The 17,774-nt window shown below is 35.0% G+C and carries 15 protein-coding genes and 1 tRNA gene; 14 read left to right on the top strand and 2 right to left on the bottom strand.

The features are described 5' to 3' along the window. Nucleotides 1-637: 637 nt before the first annotated feature. The 4 genes from ABN236_RS08755 to ABN236_RS08740 all read left to right on the top strand — a co-directional run bounded on the left by ABN236_RS08755 (nucleotide 638) and on the right by ABN236_RS08740 (nucleotide 3,684). Nucleotides 638-1,045, top strand: coding sequence for a DUF4878 domain-containing protein (locus tag ABN236_RS08755; RefSeq protein ID WP_349473821.1), 408 nt, complete (start codon nucleotides 638-640; stop codon nucleotides 1,043-1,045). Beyond that, nucleotides 1,042-1,599 carry a YiiX/YebB-like N1pC/P60 family cysteine hydrolase gene (locus ABN236_RS08750; protein ID WP_349473820.1) on the top strand — a complete coding sequence of 186 codons (558 nt, stop codon included), beginning with the start codon at nucleotides 1,042-1,044 and terminating at the stop codon, nucleotides 1,597-1,599. The genes ABN236_RS08755 and ABN236_RS08750 overlap by 4 nt, the downstream gene beginning before the upstream one ends. Nucleotides 1,600-1,846: 247 nt before the next feature. Beyond that, nucleotides 1,847-2,551, top strand: a complete 705-nt coding sequence (locus tag ABN236_RS08745; protein WP_349473819.1) for an RNA ligase family protein — start codon at nucleotides 1,847-1,849, stop codon at nucleotides 2,549-2,551. Beyond that, the gene (locus tag ABN236_RS08740; protein WP_349473818.1) at nucleotides 2,548-3,684 is read left to right on the top strand and encodes an AAA family ATPase; all 1,137 of its coding nucleotides are present in this window, start codon (nucleotides 2,548-2,550) and stop codon (nucleotides 3,682-3,684) included. The genes ABN236_RS08745 and ABN236_RS08740 overlap by 4 nt, the downstream gene beginning before the upstream one ends. Before the next feature lie 132 nt (nucleotides 3,685-3,816). Here ABN236_RS08740 and ABN236_RS08735 read toward each other — a convergent pair whose 3' ends face one another. Then, nucleotides 3,817-4,308, bottom strand: a complete 492-nt coding sequence (locus tag ABN236_RS08735) for a DUF4822 domain-containing protein (protein WP_349473817.1) — start codon at nucleotides 4,306-4,308, stop codon at nucleotides 3,817-3,819. Between the two features lie 958 nt (nucleotides 4,309-5,266). Here ABN236_RS08735 and ABN236_RS08730 point away from each other — a divergent pair. From ABN236_RS08730 to ABN236_RS08715, 4 genes are all read left to right on the top strand, one after another. Continuing rightward, entirely contained in the window at nucleotides 5,267-6,487 is a 1,221-nt protein-coding gene (locus ABN236_RS08730) for a PfkB family carbohydrate kinase (RefSeq protein WP_023581937.1), read from the top strand. A gap of 27 nt (nucleotides 6,488-6,514) precedes the next feature. Next, nucleotides 6,515-7,252, top strand: a complete 738-nt coding sequence (locus ABN236_RS08725) for a glutamine amidotransferase (protein ID WP_006532984.1) — start codon at nucleotides 6,515-6,517, stop codon at nucleotides 7,250-7,252. 130 nt (nucleotides 7,253-7,382) lie between these two features. After that, nucleotides 7,383-8,339, top strand: coding sequence for a DMT family transporter (locus ABN236_RS08720; protein ID WP_075674018.1), 957 nt, complete (start codon nucleotides 7,383-7,385; stop codon nucleotides 8,337-8,339). 10 nt (nucleotides 8,340-8,349) lie between these two features. Then, entirely contained in the window at nucleotides 8,350-9,381 is a 1,032-nt protein-coding gene (locus ABN236_RS08715; RefSeq protein WP_194950660.1) for a methylphosphonate esterase, read from the top strand. A 109-nt stretch (nucleotides 9,382-9,490) separates the two neighbouring features. Here ABN236_RS08715 and glpX read toward each other — a convergent pair whose 3' ends face one another. Further along, a complete protein-coding gene (glpX, locus tag ABN236_RS08710; RefSeq protein ID WP_088495336.1) occupies nucleotides 9,491-10,471 on the bottom strand; it encodes a class II fructose-bisphosphatase in 981 nt (326 codons plus the stop codon). A 206-nt stretch (nucleotides 10,472-10,677) separates the two neighbouring features. Between glpX and ABN236_RS08705 the strand changes: the two genes are divergently transcribed. The 6 genes from ABN236_RS08705 (at nucleotide 10,678) to ABN236_RS08680 (ending at nucleotide 17,773) form a co-directional block, all read left to right on the top strand. Next, nucleotides 10,678-13,761 carry a DUF2339 domain-containing protein gene (locus ABN236_RS08705; RefSeq protein ID WP_349473816.1) on the top strand — a complete coding sequence of 1,028 codons (3,084 nt, stop codon included), beginning with the start codon at nucleotides 10,678-10,680 and terminating at the stop codon, nucleotides 13,759-13,761. A 96-nt stretch (nucleotides 13,762-13,857) separates the two neighbouring features. Then, nucleotides 13,858-14,262, top strand: a complete 405-nt coding sequence (locus ABN236_RS08700) for a GFA family protein (protein ID WP_349473815.1) — start codon at nucleotides 13,858-13,860, stop codon at nucleotides 14,260-14,262. Nucleotides 14,263-14,572: 310 nt separating this feature from the next. Then, complete coding sequence (locus ABN236_RS08695) at nucleotides 14,573-15,136, top strand: LuxR C-terminal-related transcriptional regulator (protein ID WP_349473814.1); 564 nt, start codon at nucleotides 14,573-14,575, stop codon at nucleotides 15,134-15,136. Next, nucleotides 15,120-16,952, top strand: a complete 1,833-nt coding sequence (gene uvrC, locus ABN236_RS08690) for an excinuclease ABC subunit UvrC (protein WP_088495340.1) — start codon at nucleotides 15,120-15,122, stop codon at nucleotides 16,950-16,952. The genes ABN236_RS08695 and uvrC overlap by 17 nt, the downstream gene beginning before the upstream one ends. 55 nt (nucleotides 16,953-17,007) lie before the next feature. Then, complete coding sequence (gene pgsA, locus ABN236_RS08685) at nucleotides 17,008-17,556, top strand: CDP-diacylglycerol--glycerol-3-phosphate 3-phosphatidyltransferase (protein WP_075674025.1); 549 nt, start codon at nucleotides 17,008-17,010, stop codon at nucleotides 17,554-17,556. A 141-nt stretch (nucleotides 17,557-17,697) separates the two neighbouring features. After that, a tRNA-Gly gene (locus ABN236_RS08680) sits at nucleotides 17,698-17,773 on the top strand. Nucleotide 17,774 lies beyond the last annotated feature (1 nt).

Here is a 17,774-nt window from a genome sequence, read left to right as displayed (position 1 = left end):
ATAATACGTGATGACATATTGTGAAAACAAATAGAATTGTTTTTTAGTCTGTTTGATTGTTGTAATGTTGTTATTTGTAATATTAAATTGATACTTTCTATGAAATATTAATTTAAATGATGTTTGTTAATTAGATAAATTAAGGTGAAATGCATTATATTTAGCAAAAATTAAAGTAGTTACAGCAATAAATAGAGAATAATTTTATTTTAGGGTTATTATAAAAGTAATAAAATTTATTCTTATTAATGTTTGCCCTTAATTATCTTCTTAAAAAGAAAGTTAAAGATTTAAAAAGAGATAACTTTTTCTTTATCTATTGATTATAAAGGATAAAAGATAAATTATTTTCATTGTGTAACTAGTAAGATCCTTGTGATAATTAGAGTTACTCTTTTTATGATACGTTGCAAAACTAATTAAACTTCATTTAATCTCTACCTGCAAATAACGAGTGATATAAAAATATGCCGAAATTTATTTTTATCACGTATAATTTATCGATAGGAAAGGCTAAGTTAGCTCTCTTTATTGAATTAATTTTAAATAATGTATTTGCTATCTTATATTTTAATATAGGAAATATTTTATATAAGATTTTTTTGGTCAAAATAACTTTTTATGGTGATGGTGAATTATGTTAAAGAAAATTGTGGGTTCTCTGTTTTTAATATTTACAGTTATGGCATTATCAGCTTGTGGTGATAAAACAGATGATCCAGGGCAAGCTGCTGTTGCATTTGTCGAAGCAATTGCAGAAGGAAATGGGGATAAAGCAATAGCATTAATCCATTTAGGTGAAATGGAAAAAGATCCAAGAGTTGAGCAATTTAATAGCAAATTTAAAATGATTGTTGCGGAAACAGGGAAACAAGTTAAAGAGCAAGGCGGTTTAAGCAAGGTAGAAATTGTTAGCGTTGAATATAGCGAAGATAAAAAGAGCGCAATTGTGACATTAAAAACAGTCTTAAAAGATGGTGTTGAAAAAACAAAAGCACAAGAAATGATTAATGTTGATGGTAAATGGAAAGTTGCCTTTAAGTGATTGTTCGCATATTTAATATTGTAGCTTTATTCTTAGCGGGTGCATTTTATGCACTCGCTTTACCTCATGACTTAAGAAATGGTGATTTAGTTTTTCGGGATGGGGATGAAGTTATTAGTGAGATAATTAAACAAGTTGATAAAAGCGGGTTTAGCCACGTAGGTATGCTGTGGATCTCTGATAATGGTATTCAAGTGATCCATTCTACACCCAGTGAACATAGTAATATAAAAGATGGTGTTACTGTGGATAGTCTTGAATTTTTCATTAGTCGAGCAAAGCCTAATTCAGTTCGCTTTTACCAAGTGAAAGGAAGTGAAGAAGCAAGAAAGATTGCGGTGCAAACTGCATTAGAACGAGTAGGTGAAAATTTTAGTATTCAACCGGGGCAAGGTGTTTATTGCACTGAACTAGTTGCTACTGCATGGTTAAAAGCAGGGGTTTCTATTTCTACTGGTACTCGAAAATTAGATATGCCATTTATTTCAGATAACCCACTTATTTTTCCTGAAAATCTGATTAATTCTGAAAATATTATCCAATATCCCCAGTAACGCTTATTTTTGTCATTTTTTAATAAGTCTTAACCAAAAAAATAAATAACATTAATTTTCTAGCTCTTTGGAAAACTTACAGGTAGTATCTGTCTAAATTTATTTTCCTCTCTCTTTTGATTATTTAGGTCGTTGTTATGTAATACGCATTGAGGCACTGAAGGAATAGTGCAAATACAGAAAAATTAACTTACCGAATTTCGCTTTAAATTTGGTAGAACTTCTGTTACTTAATGAGTATTAAATAATGAATAATCAATCACAAAAATATGATAGAACCTATCACTATCCTTTTTCACCAGGCACAACAAACGACGATCGTATAAATGCGCAATGGTGGCAGGATATTTGCCAAATAAAACAACTTATCCATACAGAAAAACTGGATGGAGAAAATAATTGCCTAAATAAAATGGGTGTTTTTGCACGCTCGCATGCAACTCCGACTCAATCAGCGTGGACATCTCAATTGCGTCAACGTTGGCTAATGATAAAAAACGATTTAGGTGAGTTAGATATTTTCGGTGAAAATCTATATGCCATTCATTCTATTGAATATGCACACTTAGAAGAATATTTCTATGTGTTTGCGGTTCGTTATAAAGATAAATGGCTAAGTTGGGAAGAAGTGCAGTTTTATGCTTCTCTTTTTGATCTGCCAACTGTGCCAGAAATTAAACTGCCGGAATGTCAGGATAAAAATGATTTTGAAAATATGATTGTTTCACAAGCGAAGCAGGCAAGTTTTTTTCAATCACAAGATGTTTTAACGCAAAAACCAAGCCCAATGGAAGGCATTGTTACACGAGATGCTCAGTCGTTTTCTTTAGATGATTTTTCACATCGTGTTTTTAAATATGTTAGAAAAGACCATGTTAAAACAGATGTTCATTGGAAAAAAAATTGGCGACGAGCCCCTTTAATTTGGGAAAAAACACAGGAGTTTCAATGATGCTTCATAAGAAATTACACACTGAAATGTCATGGGAACACCTTTGTGAACTGTATGATGAAATTAGTGATATGGCAGGTGTTATACAAGATCCTATTCATCATGCAGAAGGTGATGTGGCGGTACATACACAAAGAGTAATCAATTCAGTTAAATCATTGCCAGAATATAAAACATTAACTGAAAGAGAGCAGCAAATTTTATGGATCTCGGCACTTCTTCATGATGTAGAAAAACGTTCTACAACACGAGAAGAAGAGGGACGGATTGTTTCACCGGGTCATGCACGCAAAGGTGAATTAACAACGCGTCTTTTTCTATATGAAAAAGTGCCTTTAAGTTTTGCAGATAGAGAGCAGATCGCGGCTTTAGTTCGTTTTCATGGGTTACCGCTGTGGGTGATGGATAAACCTGACCCTAAAAAAGCACTGCTTGCTGCATCATTAAGAGTAGATTGCTATTTATTGGCATTATTGGCTAAAGCTGATGTTTTAGGGCGAGATTGTGAAGATGAGCAGGCACTTTTTGATAAAATTGCATTATTTACACTTTATTGTGAAGAGCTAAATTGTTGGCGTAAAGTCGCTCCATTCCCTTCAGATAATGCTCGTTTTCACTATTTTTATACAGAGAATAGTACAGATTGTAATTATGAGCCTTATCCTGAAAAGGGTAGTGAGGTTACGGTGTTATGTGGATTACCGGGTATGGGAAAAGATACCTTTATTCGCCAACATTGTGCAGATATTCCGATTGTGAGTTTAGATGATCTCCGTCGCCAGCATAATATTAAACCTGATAATAGGGATGCTAATGGTTGGATAGCACAGCAAGCAAAAGAGCAAGCCCGTATTTATTTACGAGAGCATAAACCTTTTGTTTGGAATGCCACCAATATTACGCGAAAAATGCGAGATCAACTTATCTCTTTGTTTTATCGTTATAATGCAAAAGTCACCTTGGTTTATATTGAAGTTCCTTATGCACAATGGCTGAGGCAAAATAATGCAAGAAATGAAGCTGTGCCGGCTAAAGTAATGGAACGTATGTTGAGTAAATTGGAAGTACCTACACCAGAAGAAGCACATAAAGTGATTTATTGGATTGAAGGGCAATCTCAGAGCATATTTTAATTATCTGACGGATCTAGGTGAAATGATAAGTCAGTTATAAAAATAAAGTGAGGGTTACTTATAAAAATAAGTAACCCTTTTTTATTTATTTATTGAGTGGGGTTAATTTGCAGGTAAAACAACGTACTAAATTTATTTTTTAACGTGATGAATAATATCGAAATAGGTATTACGATCATCAGCATTTGGATAAATACGATAGGTATACTCGTCATTTTTAACTGTGATATTTTCTACATCTCGGGTGAATAGTGTTTTACCTTCAGTATCTTTGGCAACTAAGGTACGTAATTTACCATCATCTGACATTGACCAGTCGCCCTGCATTTTTTGTTTACCTTCTGGTGTAAACATAATAAATGTGCCATTCGGGTAGTATTCAGCAATGCCAAAATAATTGCTTACTTGTGTATTATCTGAACTTGTTGTATTACCTTTTTCATCGACCGCATCTGTAGTTACCCAGACTTTTTCTATCATGATTTTCTCATAGTCATTCAGCTCTTTTTGAGCCTGAATAACGCTTTGAGCTTGAATATTGGTAGATGATGTTGAACTCTCTGCGGCAAAAAGAGAAAAGCTAGCGCTTAATAATGAGATTGCGATAAGTGATTTTATTTTCATTGACATATCCTTATTTTTCGTTGTGTTTTTTGTCAGGAGTTTATGTTGTGTCTGACGATATGAATAAACTTAAATATAAAATAGGCAAAGTGCGAGGAAAGAAGTATGTCAAAATGTTTCTGATGAAAAGACTTTTTGACAAAAATAAAAGGTTTAAAATATCGATATATTTATTTTTATTGAAGTTATTATCTGCATTTATTCTTATTCTGGATGTAATTACTGTGAATGAAGTGGTTAAAAAAACAAATCATATTTATAGATAGTATAGAAAATAGATAAAAACCATTCTTGATTTACAATATGAACTCAAAGATTGACTTACAGATGAACTAAATAGACAAAGTTGATGGCATTTTTATCTAACTAAATGTTACTTGGATCACAAAAATGAAAGATGAAAACTGAGTGTGTTTTAAGCATTGCTTTTGCATTACTTAAGTAATTTGCGTTCTTTGGTAAGTGGGTATCGTTTTCCTTGGTATTTAATGATTAGAATTTCTTTATTGTGAATACGGACTAAAAATTAAAGATGATAAAAATAATTAATGCATTGCTCGATTCAATTAGATTGTATTTTATTTAAGCATTATTACTGTTATTTTACAGAAATATAAAATGATTTTTTTGTAATGTCTTATTTATAAAAGTAAATTTTATTCTTTCATGTGGAATTTTAATATTATTCTCTGTGGATAGTTAAAAACTAATATTAAATTTATTTATACTAAATAAGTTAACGTTACGTTATTTAATGATTCTATTTTTTATAAAAAAAGAATAAACCTCAAATTTATTTATTAAATAATCTTACGATTATCATTGTTTATTTCTGTTTATTTTTGTTTTTTATTTTTGTATTTCTGCTTTTTTTTGCTTTTAATAAATAACATATGATTGTAATCACAATCCCATAACAACTAATAAACTAAAGTTGTTGCCATAGAGGTAACATTAAATGAAAGCAGAACGTCATAAGAAAATAATTAATCTGATCAAGGGTAATGGTGCAGTAAAAGTTTCTGTTTTGGCTAAAGAACTTGATGTTACCAAAGAAACAATACGATCAGATTTAAATACATTAGCAGAAAAGGGAATTATAAAAAGATGCCACGGTGGCGCTTTTATAGAATTTGAAACATTAGACAAAGTAGCTAAGAAAGAAATTATACAATTTTTGGAATGTAATGATCAAATTGATAAAAACGATTTAGCAAACAAGACAGCAATAAATAAGGTGTGCGTACTGGGTTCATTTAATGTTGATATGATTAGCTATCTTCCTAGATTGCCAGAAGCCGGGGAATCCTTATTATCGAATAAATTTATCTTCTCACCGGGAGGTAAAGGCTGTAACCAAGCACTGGCTGCGAGTTATGCCGATGCGCAGGTCCATTTTATTACTAAGATAGGCACTGATCAATTTAGTGATTATGCAGTTAATTTTATATCGTCATCAAGAATAAAAACATCAACGATATATCAAACTGAAAATTACCAAACAGGAACAGCTTCTATTTTTGTTTCGGAAGAGAGTGGAGAGAATATTATTTCTATTTACTCTGGTTCAAATATGGATATTTCTGCTGATGAAGTAAAAATACAGAAAGATAAAATTATTGATGCAGATATCATTTTACTACAATTAGAAACGAATATTGAAGCATTAAAAGAAATTATTGCTATTGGAAACGAGAATAATATTCCTATTATTCTTAATCCAGCACCGTATAACAAAATAGTTAATGAATTACTTCCAATGATAGATGTATTAACACCTAATGAAACGGAAGCAAGTTTATTATCTGGAATAGAAGTGCTCGATTTAGAATCTGCAAAAAATGCTGCAGTTTCTATTTATCAACAAGGCGTAAATAAGGTGGTTATTACGCTAGGTAGTAAAGGTTCGTTAGCTTATGACGGATATAAGTATATTTACTCGCCGGCATATCCGGCAGTGGTAAAAAATACAGCAGGGGCAGGTGATGCTTTTAATGGTGCGCTCGCTGCCTCGTTGGCAAAAGGAAAGCAGTTTTCTTATGCGTTACGCTATGCATCAGCTTTTTCATCATTAGCTGTTGAGACGAGTAATGCTTCAGAAATGCCTGAAGATATTAATGTCATGCATCGCATCAATCAAACAACATATTCACAGATTGTCACCCAATCCCCTGAATAAATAATCTTTTTTGAAAGAGGAATAAAAATGAAAATCTTATTTATTGGTGAGTCATGGCACATTCATATGATCCACTCCAAAGGCTACGACAGTTTCACTTCCAGCAAATATGAAGAAGGTTCGACGTTCTTATTAAGTTGCTTAAGAGAAAAGGGTGTTGAAGTTGATTATATGCCTGCTCATACCGTTCAGGTTGCATTCCCACAAACAGCCGAAGCATTGGCTAAATACGATGTCATTGTTATTAGTGACATTGGTGCAAATACGTTCCTTCTGCAAAACGATACTTTCTATAACATGAAAGTTATTCCTAACGCATTAGGGTTAATTAAAGAATTTGTGGTTAATGGCGGTGGCTTATTAATGATTGGTGGTTACCTGTCATTTATGGGTATTGAAGCTAAAGCAAACTACAAAAATACATTACTTGCAGAAGTTCTGCCTGTTGAAATGCTGGATGGTGATGATCGCGTTGAAGCCCCTGAAGGTGTATTTGCAAGTGCTGTGAATGCTGAGCATGCATCAGTAAAAGGTTTTGGTGAGTGGCCAATGTTCCTTGGCTATAACAAAGTTTCAGCTAAAGAGAATACAGAAACGGTATTAAATATTGGTGAAGATCCATTACTGGTATTTGGTCAGTTCGAAAAAGGAAAAACAGGCTGCTTTATGAGTGACTGTTCTCCTCACTGGGGTAGCAAAGAGTTTTTAGCATGGCCTCATTATGCAGATATGTGGGTCAACATTCTTAAACAAATCGCCCGTTAATTTGAATTAAGAATAACTGTCATAAAAAGTAAAAAAGCGCAGAGTTGCCGCTCTGCGCTAATAAAAAACCGATTACTTGAAAAATAAAAAAAGAAATCACTCATAGCCAATAATCCAAAAGGAACATCTTATGAGTACAAAAAATTTATCAACACCATTGCTGATGTTAGCAACTGTGTTAGCAGGTATGCTATCACCAATGCAGTCTGCGGTGAATGGGCAGTTAGGGCATGTTTTAAAAGATGGTAACGCCAGCGCCGTTATCTCTTTTGCCAGTGGTTTAGTGGTGATGTTTTTTATCATCATGTCGAAAAAACAGTATCGCCAGCAATTTGCTTCAATTCCAAGTTTAATTAAAACGCGCAAAATTCCATTATGGAACTGGTTTGCGGGTCTTTGTGGTGCAATGGTTGTTTTCTCTGAAGGGGCTTCTGCGAGCGCATTAGGGATTGCAACATTCCAAACAGCATTAATCTCAGCACTCTTATTATCAGGTCTATTATGTGACCGCTTTGGTGTTGGCGTAGATGAGAAAAAATACTTCACGCCATATCGTGTATTAGGTGCAGTGTTAGCCGTTGTTGCAACTTTATTTGTGGTTTCTCCACAATGGCACTCAACCTCATTTATTTATTTAGCAATCTTACCTTTCCTTGCAGGTTTATTAGCCGGTTGGCAGCCAGCAGGTAACTCTAAAGTTGCAGAAGCAACAGGTTCTATGATGGTGTCTATCACTTGGAACTTTATCGTTGGCTTCACCGTTTTAACCATTGCTCTTATTGTTCGTATGGCATTAGGTCATATCACTCTTGAATTACCAGGTACTTGGTGGATGTATTTAGGCGGTCCTTTAGGACTCATGTCTATCGCATTAATGGCTATTTTAGTTCGTGGTTTAGGCTTACTGATGTTAGGTGTTGCTTCAACAGCGGGTCAATTATTAGGTTCTGTATTAATTGACTTATTATTACCTTCATTAGGCAATACTGTTTATTTAGTGACAATCATCGGTACATTATTTGCGTTAGTAGGTGCGATTGTAACCACAATCCCTGAATTCAGAGCCACTAAGTCAGCAAAAGCGTAGGAGTATCGTAATGAAAGGTTATATTCAAACCGTAACTGGCCCCGTGAAAAAAGAAGATATGGGGTTAACATTGCCCCATGAACACCTCTTTAATGATCTCTCAGGTGTTGTTGATGAACCTTTTTATGAATTCTCGCATGTGTTAGTTGATAAAAAAGTGAGTGCAGATATTCAGTGGGGACTTAAATACGATCCATATTGCTGTTGCGATAATATGGATAAAAAACCAATCGAAGATGTTATTTTTGAATTAAATAACTTCAAAGAGTTAGGTGGAAGAACAATTGTTGATGCAACTGGCTCTTCATCTATTGGACGTGATATTAGAAAACTAAGACAAGTTGCAGAAATAACAGGTATTAACGTTGTGGCTTCTTCTGGGCTTTATATTGAGAAGTTTGAAGGAGAACGACTGGCTGATGATATTGATGCAATGGCAAAAATCATTGATGATGAATTAAATGTAGGTATCGATGGTACTGATATTCGTGCTGGTATGATTGGTGAAATTGGTGTTTCTCCTTTCTTTACAGATGGTGAGAAAAATAGCTTAAGAGCGGCTGCTATTGCACAAAATAGTAATCCTCATGCATCGATGAATATTCATATGCCGGGTTGGCAACGTCGTGGTGATGAAGTTTTAGATATTCTATTAACTGAAATGGGATGTAATCCCGCTAAGATTTCATTGGCACACTCTGATCCATCAGGTAAAGATTTTGATTATCAATGCAAAATGCTAGATCGTGGTGTTTGGCTTGAGTTCGATATGATTGGTCTTGATATCTCTTTCCCTAAAGAAGGGGCAGCACCAAGTGTTATGGATACCGTAGAAGCTGTCGCAACCTTAATTGAAAGAGGCTATGGTAGCCAAATCGTATTAAGCCATGATGTGTTTTTAAAACAGATGTGGGCAAAAAATGGAGGTAATGGTTGGGGCTTTGTTCCTAATGTATTCCTTTCATTATTGGCTCAACGTGGCATTGATAAATCTATTATCAAGAAATTATGTGTTGAGAATCCAGCCAATTTATTGGCTTAAATCTGAAGTGAATAAATAACAATAAATATACCCCTTGAAATAAATTTAGCGGCACTTTAATCGAGTGCCGCTTTTTTTATGTCTCAAGGAAAAAAGACAAATTAAGGTATTAACGTAAATGGTAATTCTCAATATAACGTAATGAATGCGTTGATCCATTAATCACTAAAGAGTGTGTTTGTAGGTATTGGGTTTGTTGATTAACACCCGATAAGAAATCACCGGCAGTAATTGCGGTTGCTGCAAACATAACATCTTGGTTACGAACTAATGTGTCTAATGACAGTTTGATATTTACATCAGTACCCATTTTATGACAACGAGCAATTTCAGAAACAGCATATTCTCTATTTTCTGCACTATTTCCTTTGGCAATATCACGAGTAATTAAGCGTGCTTGCATATCTCCGCCCAATGCCTTAGCAATAGCGGCACTAATAACGCCTTCAGGTGCTCCACCAATACCGTACATAACATCAATACTGTTATTAGGCATTGTGGCATATAAAGAGGCTAAAACATCACCGTCAGGAAGTGTAATAACATTAATGCCTTTAGCGCGTAGATCTTTAATAATATCGTGGTGACGCGGTTTATCTAAAATAGCGAGCGTTAATTGCTCAATAGATTTATTTAATGTTTGTGCAATAGCATCAAGGTTATATTCGAGACAATGGTTAAGGTCAATCACACCCGCAGCTTGCTTCCCAACAATTAATTTTTCCATATACATATCGGGAGCTTGTAAAAAACTACCCTCAAAGCCAGCGGCTAAAATTGCTAGGGAATTATTTTCGCCCGTTGCTACCATACGAGTACCATCAATTGGGTCAACTGCGATTTCTATTTTATCACCTTTCCCATTACCGACTTTCTCACCAATATAGAGCATAGGTGCTTCATCTATTTCACCTTCACCAATGACAATTTCACCATTGATATTTAGGCTATTTAAACGTTCACGCATGGCACTGACTGCTGCATCGTCTGCTGCGTTCTTATTTTGTTTTCCAATCCAAGGCATTGCTGCAATAGCTGCGGCTTCTGTGACAGAAGCGATAGCATTAGTTAGTTCGTCATTTAATTTCATATTATGAGTGTGTTTTGCGATATAAATGGAAGATTAAGATAGGTTATCGATCATACCTTTTTTTCGAAATTATGTGCTAGGTTTAAATCAAGAGTTCTCGAAATAGGTTATTTAGGAATAAACTAAGATAAATCTGTGAAAATTAAAGTATAACTAAGGTTAAGAGATCAAAATCATGTGATGCTTAATGCAAAAGGATTAGGTTTATGGACGACTTTTTGGCGCTCATTGTTACAATATTTGTCGTAGTATCTTTGTATTGGCAATACCACGCTTATACAAATAGCAACTCATTGTTGCATCGAATTAAACAGCTTGAAGAAAAGTTTTCTGAGCAACAAGAGAAATTATTTAAGTTATTAAATAAAGATAATGCTGCGGATATTCGCACAGATCTTGATGCTCAGAAAAGCGAAGTTAAGGATTTATCTCATGATATAAAAAGAGAGCCTCAACCAACCGTTTCAACCGTTTCAACCGTTTCAACTTATCAACCCAAAACGGTTGACCCTAAAACAGTTGACCCTACTAATACAACAGAGCATGTGCAAATAATGGCGGAGAATAAAGAAACGCCAGCATATCAACGCGCACAAGCATCACAAGAAACGACATTTAATAAAGTTTCTCCTAAAGAAGAAAATCCAGTTGTTCAATCTTCTATGGTTAATGATATTAACCCTGAAAACAAACAACCTAATAAGCCAGAAATATCAACAGTCCCTACACCTAAAGAGCCTGAGTCTTATCAACCTAAGGTAGCAACAAGCCGTTTTGCTCGTCATTATCAAAAAGAGGCGAAGCAAACATATTCTGAATCAACATCAGAGTCGCTTGTGGAGAATAGCACGAATGTGGCAAGTGCTAGCCTTACGGGATCTGAAACAGGTCATTTAGGGAATGCTACACCTCAAGTAAATAGACCTGCATCGCAATATAGACCTAATTTAAATCCTCGACCAAAACGTCAACAAAAATCGATTTTGGGGCTTATTTGGAATTGGGTAGTAACAGGAAATCCGCTGGCAAAAATAGGGATGTTATTGCTCTTTTTTGGTCTGTCTTATTTACTTAAATACAGTATTGAAAATGAGCTTGTCTCAGCGTCAACACGTTTAATGATGGCTGGAATAGGGTGTTTTGCCTTATTAGGTATTGGCTGGTGGCTTAGAAAGAAAAACCTGATATATGCATTAATTTTACAAGGTGGCGGTATTGGTGGGCTTTATATTACTATTTTTGCTGCGACTAAAATTTATGACTTTATTCCTATTGGCATCGCTCTCGCTATTATGGTGTTTATCTGCTTGGTCAGTGTGAGTTTGGCGGTTATTCATCGAGCTATTAGTTTAGCGGTATTAGCTTCATTAGGTGGTTATTTAGCACCTGTTCTATTGTCTACGGGCAGTGGCAATTATATTGCATTGTTTAGCTATTATCTTATTCTTTCAATTGGTATTCTTATTATCAGCCATTGGCAAGTTTGGCGTTTATTAAATCTTATTGGTTTTGCTTTTACTTTTGGTATTGGTTTTATATGGGCAATACCAAATTACACTCATGTCGATTATTTACCTTGCCAGCTATTTTTAATTGCAAATTGGTTGATTTTTGGTGTTGCAACAGAACTTTCAACATTAAAAAATAAACTGAAACTTAATATTCCTTTTGATGCCACATTACTATTTGGTACGCCGTTAATTGGTTTTATCTTCCAACATCGATTAGCCTCAGAATGGCCATATGGTGTTGCTATTGCTTCATCACTTTATGGATTAGCTTATTTCGCACTAAGTTGGTTTGCACTTAAACGTTATCGCGAAGAGGGTAAATTGCTGGCAATAGCCTTCTTTATGCTCTCTGTCACCTTTGCCACTTTAGCCGTACCATTTGCATTCTCTGCTGAATGGACATCAATTGTATGGGCAATTGAAGGGGTAATGATCCTTGCATTTTCTGTTTTACAGCAACAAAAGAAACCTGCTATTGCGGGGACTATTTTAGTTGCGGTTTCCTTTGTTCTATCATTTAACATGCCTGTTATTTTGTTAGGCGATTGGCTAATGATTGTAACACAAGTGATTGTTGTATTTGCCGTCGCAGTACTGTGGTATCGAGCTAAATTTACTCATATTGATAGTCAAACTATTGGATATGTAACACTATTTATCTCGGTTGTAAGTTGGGGATATAGCGTTTTACTTTTACAAGAATATGGCGAGTATTGGCTCTACCCAGAGGTAAAATCCATTACCTTTGCATTTATTCTTATTAGTTGTTGGGGCATGTTCTTTGCGGGTAAGAAAACCCAATTTTCTGAGTTGGCAAGTTGCTCTATTTTATTATGGCCGATGTCAGCACTTATTATGTTGGTGTACATCTATCTTGCAGGTTCGCTAATTGATAATTGGTTCAGTGCGATTATCTGGGTTGCAATTTTTGCGAGCGGTTTCTATTTGCTTAAAGCAAATACGTTATTGCCGAAGCAAAGGATCAAAAAAGCATTGATCCATGGTATGCATCTTGTCTTTATTGGTATTTTCTTATTAACTGAAATTATTTGGTTAATGGATGTTACGTACCTTTATGTGAGCTTACATTTTGCTAGCGTCATTTTTGCTATAAGTTTATTTATCGCAATAAGCTATATGCTAGCAATGAGAGTTAATTGGATTAAAGAATATCAAAATACCTATTGGCTAGTTACTTCACCTGTTTTAGGCTTACTGGCACTTTCTTTAATCTTTGCAAACTTTAATAACGGTACTGAAAGTGGAATTAAATATATTCCATTATTTAACTTGATGGATCTAATGGGTGTTATTGGAATATGGGTTGGCTATAAATTTATTTCAGTAATAAAACAGTCACCTAAGTATCAAGCATTATTACAAAATAACTTACCTCTATTAAATTACATTATTCCTGCGATGATTTTCTGGTGGGCAAACGGTATTTTATTAAGAGGGTTAGTCTTTGCAACAGATATTGATTGGTCGAGTTATGCAATCATTAATTCCAAAGTGATCCAAACAGTATTAGCCATTATTTGGGCGATTACAGCATTAGTGACTATGGTAATGGCGACACGCAAGAAATCACGCTCACAATGGTTTATTGGTGGTGTACTGTTGGCTGTGGTTATTGCTAAACTCTTCCTAATTGATACATCATTAAGTAGTGGATTGCTAAGAGCATTGGCCTTTATTGGTGTTGCAATACTGATTTTATTAATCGGGTATTTCTCACCATTACCACCGAAAAAACAAACTAACAATACAAATGTGTAAGTAATATTTTAGCTTACCATGTGTTTATTTTAGTAATTAAATCATGCATATAATCTTAAATGGTTAGTGCATGATTTTACGAAAAGGAGAACCATAATGCATCAAGGTCAATGTTTATGCGGCAAAGTTAAATTATCAACAGCACAAGATATATCTGCGCTCAGTGTTTGTCATTGCAGTATGTGTTTGCGTTGGAATGGTGGTCCAGGTTTTTCAATTGATTGCAAATCAGATTTGAAGATTGAAGGTGAAGAAAATATAACACGCTATGATTCATCTTTATGGGGAGAGCGGGCATTTTGTAAGCATTGTGGTTCTCATCTTTTTTACCATCTAAAAGAAACCAATACTTACTATGTATCAGCAGGATTATTCCCTGATGCAAAAGAAAGCAAACTAACAATGCAAATTTATATAGATAGCAAACCTCCTTATTATAATTTTATAGAAAAAACACCAATGCTAACAGAACAAGATATTATGAATATGTTCAATAAATAATATTTTATTTATTGGTTTTTTGTATTTTTAAATTTTAAAAGACTCTTTTATATATGAGTCTTTTTTTATGAATGGGTTTTATTAAATAAATATTAATTAATGCTAAGAAAGAAGTGGGTTGCTGTTTTTTATTATAGTATGATGTTTTCTTTAAAATTTATGATAAGTTACCTAATGTTTTTTTGTTATGTCTTGATTTAAAAGGAGCGTGTTATTGATAAATACATTGATAATAAGTCAAGTTGAAATATTTAGCTTGGGAATAAAAACACTTCTTAGTCAGATTAAAAAAATCAATGTCCGAAAGGTGATGAATGATGAAAGTGATGCATTTCGTTATTGTCGACAATTTTCGGTTAATCTTATTATTATTTATTCAGTACCATCACTCTCATTAATTGATTCTATAAAAAGAATAAAGCGATCATCTTTATCAATTAAAATCATTGTTATTTCACCAAAAATAGACTCTATATTATCAATAACACTTCTTCAATTGGGTATTGAAGGTTTTATTGTTATTGATACTTCTTGTGAAAATATTCTGCAAGCTATCCGACAAGTTTGTATCGGTCAACGGTATATAAGCCAAGAGTTAGCGATGGAAATCGCACTAACAAAATTACAGCAAGAATTAAATCCGTTACATCACCTTTCAGAAAGAGAATTGCAGATTATGTCGATGATCATTAGAGGAAAAAAAATCTCACAAATCGCAAGTGAGCTGAATATTAATACAAAAACGGTAAATAGCTATCGTTACCGAATGTTTAGTAAACTTAAAATCTCAGGTGATGTAGAATTAACACATATAGCAATACGCTATGGGTTAATTGAGATAGAGAGTCATTTACAAAGTGGAAGACAAATTTGACGCCAAAGCATTCTTAAGCCGAGTCACTGATAAACCGGGTGTTTATCGGATGTACGATGCGACAGACACAGTAATCTATGTTGGCAAAGCTAAAGATCTGAAAAAAAGGCTTTCAAGCTATTTCCGTACACAAGTAAATAGCCGTAAGACTGAAGCTTTAGTGAAGTGCATCGCAAATATTGATGTCACGATCACCCATACAGAAACGGAAGCTTTATTGCTTGAACATAGCTACATCCAACGTTATCAACCTCGCTATAATGTGTTGTTACGCGATGATAAATCCTATCCTTATATTTATTTAAGTGGTGATAAACACCCTAGACTTGCTAGTTACCGTGGTGCAAAACATGCCAAAGGGGAATATTTTGGACCTTTCCCTAACTCTTTTGCAGTAAGAGAAACATTGGCATTAATGCAAAAATTGTTTCCTATTCGTCAATGCGAAGATAGTGTTTATCGCAATCGTTCAAGACCTTGTTTGCAATATCAAATTGGTCGTTGTCTTGCACCTTGTGTAAAAGGCTACGTCTCTGATGAAGAATATGCCCAACAAGTTAATTATGTGCGACTTTTCCTTTCAGGTGATGATACGCAAGTTATTGACGGATTGGTTAAACGTATGGAAGAAGCCAGCCAAGAATTACGTTTTGAAGAGGCCGCTCGCATTCGTGATCAAATCCAAGCCGTAAGACAAGTGACCGAAAAACAATTTGTCGCCAATATTGGTGATGATCTTGATGTGATCAGTGTTGCTTTTAATGGTGCTATTGCTTGTGTTTATGTCCTCTTTTTCCGTCAAGGTAAAGTGTTAGGAAGTCGGAGTTATTTTCCTAAAGTTCCTGCGAATACCTCAATCGATGAAGTTGTTCAAACTTTTATTGGTCAGTTTTATTTACAAGGTAGTGCAATTCGAACTTTACCGACTGAAATCTTGCTCGATTTTGATTTAGAAGATAAAGCCATTCTTTCTGAGTCTATTTCTTCAATAGCGGGGCGAAAAATTCAAATTCAAACAAAACCGCGTGGTGATAGAGCTCGTTATTTAAAATTGGCGAGAACAAACGCAGCAACAGCATTGGCTTCAAAACAAGTCGAGCAATCGACAATTTCACAACGTTATACCTCGTTGATGTCTCTTCTTGATATGAAAGAGATAAAACGAATGGAATGTTTTGATATTAGTCACACTATGGGAGAGCAAACTGTGGCTTCATGTGTAGTATTTGACATGAACGGCCCATTAAAATCTGAATATAGGCGCTATAATATCAGTGGTATTACTCCTGGTGATGATTATGCGGCGATGAATCAAGTGCTCACTCGACGTTATGGTAAATCATTAGAAGAGACTAAGGTTCCAGATATTATCTTTATCGATGGTGGTAAAGGGCAATTAGCACAAGCAATAGAGGTATTTGATTCTCTTGATGTTGATTGGGACAAATCACACCCGAAATTAATAGGTGTCGCAAAAGGGAGTGATCGTAAAGCAGGGCTTGAAACCTTGTTTTTTGTGCCTGAAGGTGAAGGAATGGCATTACCTTCTGATTCACCTGCGTTGCATTTGATCCAACATATTCGTGACGAATCGCATCGTCATGCAATAACAGGGCACCGTCAACGTAGAGCAAAAGTTAAAAATACCAGCTCGTTAGAGTCTATTGAAGGTGTAGGGCCTAAGCGCCGTCAAATGTTGTTGAAATATATGGGAGGGCTACAAGCTTTGCGAGACGCAAGTGTTGAAGAAATTGCGAAAGTCCCCACAATTTCGACTGCATTAGCAGAAAAAATTTTTAATGCGTTGAAACACTAAGTGTATTGATGCACCATATTAATAACTCTCACTTTTCTAGGTCGTGTAGAACGCTATGCAACTAAATATCCCAACTTGGCTAACTCTATTTCGTGTCGCACTAATCCCATTCTTTGTTTTGGTGTTTTATTTACCATTCAAAGATGCTCCATTAGTCTGCGCTATTATTTTTATGGTAGCAGCTGCAACTGACTGGTTTGATGGTTTTTTAGCACGTAGATGGAAACAAACTACTCGCTTCGGGGCTTTTCTTGACCCAGTAGCAGATAAAGTAATGGTTGCAACAGCACTTGTTTTAATTACTGAATACTATCATGAATGGTGGATAACCTTACCCGCAGCAACCATGATTGCTCGTGAAATTATCATCTCTTCACTAAGAGAATGGATGGCTGAATTAGGAAAGCGTAATAGTGTTGCAGTTTCTTGGATAGGAAAAGTGAAGACGACCGCACAAATGGGATCGCTGGTTGTGTTATTATGGCGTCCTACTGTTGAAGCAGAGTGGTTTGGATTCGCTTTATTATATATCGCAACAGTGCTGACTTTCTGGTCAATGTTTCAATATTTGAGCGCTGCGTGGTCAGATTTGCGCGAAGGTTGATCGAAATGACTGAAAATTCACCGAACAGTCAAAAAGATGCAAATATAGTGTTGACTAGATTCAGGAAATCAGTAGAATGCAACGCATCGAAAGGCACAACGGTTTACGGAAATAAATAAGTAAATCAGCAGGTTCGGTAAAGCGGGAATAGCTCAGTTGGTAGAGCACAACCTTGCCAAGGTTGGGGTCGCGAGTTCGAGTCTCGTTTCCCGCTCCAA

This window comes from Proteus sp. fly-1013 (assembly GCF_040140245.1).
Classification (GTDB): domain Bacteria; phylum Pseudomonadota; class Gammaproteobacteria; order Enterobacterales; family Enterobacteriaceae; genus Proteus; species Proteus mirabilis_B.
The sequence above is the reverse complement of the archived record's forward strand: the minus strand, read 5'-3'. Positions and strand labels throughout refer to the sequence as shown.